Genomic DNA, 3,924 nt, shown 5'->3' on the forward strand with positions numbered 1-3,924 from the left:
ATCGAGCAGACGATTCGCGAAAAGCTGCCGGAAGGTTTTCAGCGCGCGGAATATCTGAAAGAGCACGGCATGATCGACATGGTCGTGCACCGCCACGATCTCAAGCCGACCCTGGCGCGGCTGTGCCGGCTGCTGACGAAATCGCCCGCCGTCGAGATGGCCGCGAAGCCCGTATCGCTGCCGATCGACAGCCCCGCCGAGATCGTCGCCAGCCCGGAGACGGTGCCGGCCGCGCACGCGTGAGCATGGCTGCCGCGCCCGCGCCGGACACCCTCGGCGAAATTTTGGCGCGGTTGTCGGCGCTGCATCCGGCCGCGATCGATCTTTCGCTCGATCGCATGACGCGGCTGCTGGCGCAGCTCGATCATCCCGAAGCGAAGCTGCCGCCGGTGATTCACGTCGCCGGCACCAACGGCAAGGGATCGACCATCGCGTACCTGCGCGCGATCTGCGAAGCCGCAGGACTGCGCGTCCATGTCTTCACCTCGCCGCATCTGGTGCGTCTCCACGAGAGCATCCGACTGGCCGGCGCGCTGGTCGGCGATGATGAGTTGCTGGCGGCCTATGCGCACTGCGAACGCGTCAATGCCGGCGCGCCGATCACTCTGTTCGAGGTCGAGACCGCCGTCGCATTCACGCTGTTCGCAAAGCATCCCGCCGATGTGGTGCTGCTGGAAGTTGGCCTCGGTGGCCGGCTCGACGCCACCAACGTCATCGAGAAGCCGGCGGCCTGCGTGTTCACCCCGATCGGCATCGATCACACCGATTTTCTAGGCGACACGTTGCTCAAGATCGCCGCGGAAAAAGCGGGGATCATCAAGCGTCGCGTCCCGGTGATCACGGCGGAGCAATCGCCGGAAGTCACCGCCGTCATCGAGCAGCAGGCGCGCAAGGGGCATGCGCCGACCTATTCGGCGGGACAGGAATGGCATGTCGGCGTCGAGCGCGGGCGCCTGGTGTATCAGGACGACCGCGGCCTGATGGACCTCGCCGCGCCAAAATTGTTCGGGCGGCACCAGTTCGGCAATGCCGGGCTGGCGATTGCGACGCTTCGCGCGCTCGACCTCTTCAAGATTGACTCTGCCGCTTATGAGGCCGGCGTCGCCCGCGCCGAATGGCCGGCACGGATGCAGCGGCTGACCTCCGGGCGGCTGGTGGAAATCGCGCCAAAGGATTCCGAGATCTGGCTCGACGGCGGCCACAACGCCGATGGCGGTCGTGTCGTGGCCGCTGCGCTGGGCGATCTCGAGGAACGGGTGTCGCGGCCGCTGGTGGCGATCGTCGGCATGATGGCCAACAAGGATGCGGCGGGGTTCCTCGCCAACTTCGCCGGGCTCACACGGCACATCATTGCGGTCGAAATTCCCGATCGCGTCGGCGCGATGACGCCTGAAGCGCTCGCCGACGCGGCGCGCAGCCTCGGCATGCGCGTGGAGATTTCCGCCAGCGTCGCGGCCGCGCTGACGTCGCTTACCAAGCTTGCCTACGAAGTGCCGCCGCGTATTTTGATCGCCGGCTCGTTGTATCTCGCGGGTCACGTGCTGGCGGAAAACGGCACGCCGCCTGCATAGAAACCTCGGGGAACGATTAATGCCCAGAGGAGTGCAAATGCGTTTTGCCGCCATCGCCGATGTGCACGGTAACTATCTCGCGCTGGAAGCCGTGCTGGCCGACATCAAGGCGCAGGGCATCGAAGAGATCGTCAATCTGGGCGACATGGCCAGCGGCCCGCTGGACGCGCGGCGCACGGTAGAGATCATGATGGGCATGAATGCCCTCTGCGTGCGTGGAAACCATGACCGCTATCTCACCGACTACGCGCTCGAGGACATGTGGCCGTCGGACCGCTATTCGCACGGCCAGCTCCAAGCGAAACATCTCGACTGGCTGCGCGCGCTGCCGTTCAGCGCCGTGTACCGCGACAGCGTCTATCTCTGTCATGCCACGCCTTCCGACGACAACACCTACTGGCTGGAAGCGGTGACGCCTGACGGTGTGGTGCACATGGCGACGATCGAGGATATTGAGCAGAAGGCCGAAGGCATCGCGCAATCGCTGATCCTGTGCGCGCACTCGCATGTTCCGCGCACGGTCAAACTTCGCGACGGACGGATGATCGTCAATCCCGGCAGCGTCGGGTGCCCCGGCTATCGCGATGTCGCGCCTTATCCGCACGCGGTGGAAACCGGCACGCCGGACGCGAGCTACGCCATTCTCGACGATGGCGGCGGACACTGGCAGGTGACGTTTAGGCAAGTTCCGTATGACCACGCTGCCATGGCCGATCTGGCGCGGGCGAACGGCCGGCTGGAATGGGCAAGTGCGCTGGCGACGGGCTGGATCAGGTAAGCGGCCTATCCTCGCAGAAGCATTCCCGACGCATTTACGAACCCCACCACGAGTCGTCCCCGCGAAAGCGGGGACCCATACCCTCAGTCGATGAAGTGGTACGGGCATCTTCCTCGATTCGGCTGCGGGGGACGGAGGTTATGGGTCCCCGCTTTCGCGGGGACGACGGCTGAGAGGCCGGGGATCGCAATTCCGGCAATGAGTTCGCTTGAAAGAACTTTACAAACAAAACGCAACGGCCGGTGACATGGTCACCGGCCGTTGCCGAATTCAGAGATAGTCGCCGAAGATCAGACCGCAGCGGTGATCCACTGCTGCAGCTTCTGCTTCGGCGCGGCGCCGACCTGGCGCGAGGCCATCTCGCCGCCCTTGAAGATCATCAGGGTCGGGATCGACATCACGCCATACTTCGACGCGGTCTTCGGGTTCTCATCGACGTTGAGCTTGAGGATGGTGACCTGATCGCCCATCGCGGCGGAAATCTCGTCCAGCGCCGGTCCGATCATGCGGCACGGGCCGCACCATTCGGCCCAGAAATCCACGACCACGGGGCCGGTCGCCTTGAGCACTTCCGCTTCGAAATCGGCGTCTGAAACCTTGCCAACGGCCATGGTGTCCTCGTTCTGCTGCTAGGAGAGCGCGTCGAAAAGAATCGCGCTGGGATGATGATCCAACCTATGAACGCACCCCTGCCGGGTCAAGGCATGCTCACGGCGAGATGATGCCGGACAGCGCTGCGTCCAGCGCGGTCGGGGAAAGTTCCATGATTTCAGGAGTTTCGGTCCAGAGCAGCGCGGCGCGGATGGTCCGGTGTGGGTATAACTTCGCCAGCACGGCGCGGTAGAGCGCCAACTGGCGGACATAGGCGTCCGGCGCCTCGGCCAGGGTCCGTGGCGGGGCATGATTGGTCTTGTAATCGACGATCCAGACCTCGGATGGCGTCACCACCAGCCGGTCGATCTGCCCGGAGACCAGTAAGGGTTGGCCGCGCCGCTTCAGCCGGCCGACGATCGAGACCTCGGCGCGGCTACCCGGCGCGAACACGGCGGCAAAGCGGGCATCGTCGATCAGCCCCAGCACCTGCGCGGCCAGCGCGGTGCGATCGGCGTCGCTCCATTTCTCGGTGTTGCGGGCGAGATAGCGCTTCGCGGCGTCGCTGCGGAGTTCGGCGGCCACATCGGGTAGCGATTGCAGGAGACGGTGCACCAGCGTGCCCCTCTGCCGCGCGCGGGTACGGTCCGCATCGGATTCGCCGGGCCTGATGCCGTGGTCGTCGTCGGCCGGATCCGATGGCCGCAGGAAATTCATCTGGCGCGGCTCCGCCGGCGAGGACTGGCGCAGCCAGGGCGGCAGATCCACCGGCGCGACGGCATCGGGTGCCGCCGCGACACCGGCTTCCGGCTGCGCATCTTCGAGCCGCGAATAGCGTTTCACGACGCCGTCCGGCGGCGGCACGTTTTGCATGTGCAGGCCGGAGTTTTCGAGGCCCTTCAGGATCATGTCGTACCAGGATAGCGGCCGCACCTCGTTGCGGTTGCCCGGCATGCAGCCGCCGACAATCAGCCGGTCGGCGGC

General features: G+C 65.3%; 4 protein-coding genes and 1 pseudogene. 3 read left to right on the plus strand and 2 right to left on the minus strand.

The genetic code is table 11. From position 1 onward, the window contains the following. The 3 genes and pseudogenes from JWR89_RS13670 to JWR89_RS13680 form a co-directional block, all read left to right on the plus strand. Window positions 1–243, plus strand: a pseudogene (locus tag JWR89_RS13670) (acetyl-CoA carboxylase carboxyl transferase subunit beta); the annotation flags it as partial. Window positions 244–245: 2 nt separating this feature from the next. Next, window positions 246–1,571 carry a folylpolyglutamate synthase/dihydrofolate synthase family protein gene (locus JWR89_RS13675; protein WP_299717012.1) on the plus strand — a complete coding sequence of 442 codons (1,326 nt, stop codon included), beginning with the start codon at window positions 246–248 and terminating at the stop codon, window positions 1,569–1,571. 37 nt (window positions 1,572–1,608) lie between these two features. Then, complete coding sequence (locus JWR89_RS13680; RefSeq protein WP_299717014.1) at window positions 1,609–2,349, plus strand: metallophosphoesterase family protein; 741 nt, start codon at window positions 1,609–1,611, stop codon at window positions 2,347–2,349. Between the two features lie 290 nt (window positions 2,350–2,639). Here JWR89_RS13680 and trxA read toward each other — a convergent pair whose 3' ends face one another. Together trxA and JWR89_RS13690 are read right to left on the minus strand one after the other, a co-directional pair. Next, a complete protein-coding gene (trxA, locus tag JWR89_RS13685; RefSeq protein WP_299717016.1) occupies window positions 2,640–2,960 on the minus strand; it encodes a thioredoxin in 321 nt (106 codons plus the stop codon). Window positions 2,961–3,057: 97 nt separating this feature from the next. Further along, the coding region (locus tag JWR89_RS13690) for a PD-(D/E)XK nuclease family protein (RefSeq protein ID WP_299717018.1) at window positions 3,058–3,924 on the minus strand (867 nt) is incomplete at its 5' end.

This window comes from Tardiphaga sp. (assembly GCF_028290785.1).
In the GTDB taxonomy this organism is placed as follows: Bacteria; Pseudomonadota; Alphaproteobacteria; order Rhizobiales; family Xanthobacteraceae; genus Tardiphaga.

What these genes read in the sequence shown, in the direction of transcription:
- JWR89_RS13675 (WP_299717012.1), top strand. Translation starts at nt 246, where the DNA reads ATGGCTGCCGCGCCCGCGCCGGACACCCTCGGCGAAATTTTGGCGCGG.
- trxA (WP_299717016.1), bottom strand. Translation starts at nt 2,960, where the DNA reads ATGGCCGTTGGCAAGGTTTCAGACGCCGATTTCGAAGCGGAAGTGCTC.
- JWR89_RS13680 (WP_299717014.1), top strand. Translation starts at nt 1,609, where the DNA reads ATGCGTTTTGCCGCCATCGCCGATGTGCACGGTAACTATCTCGCGCTG.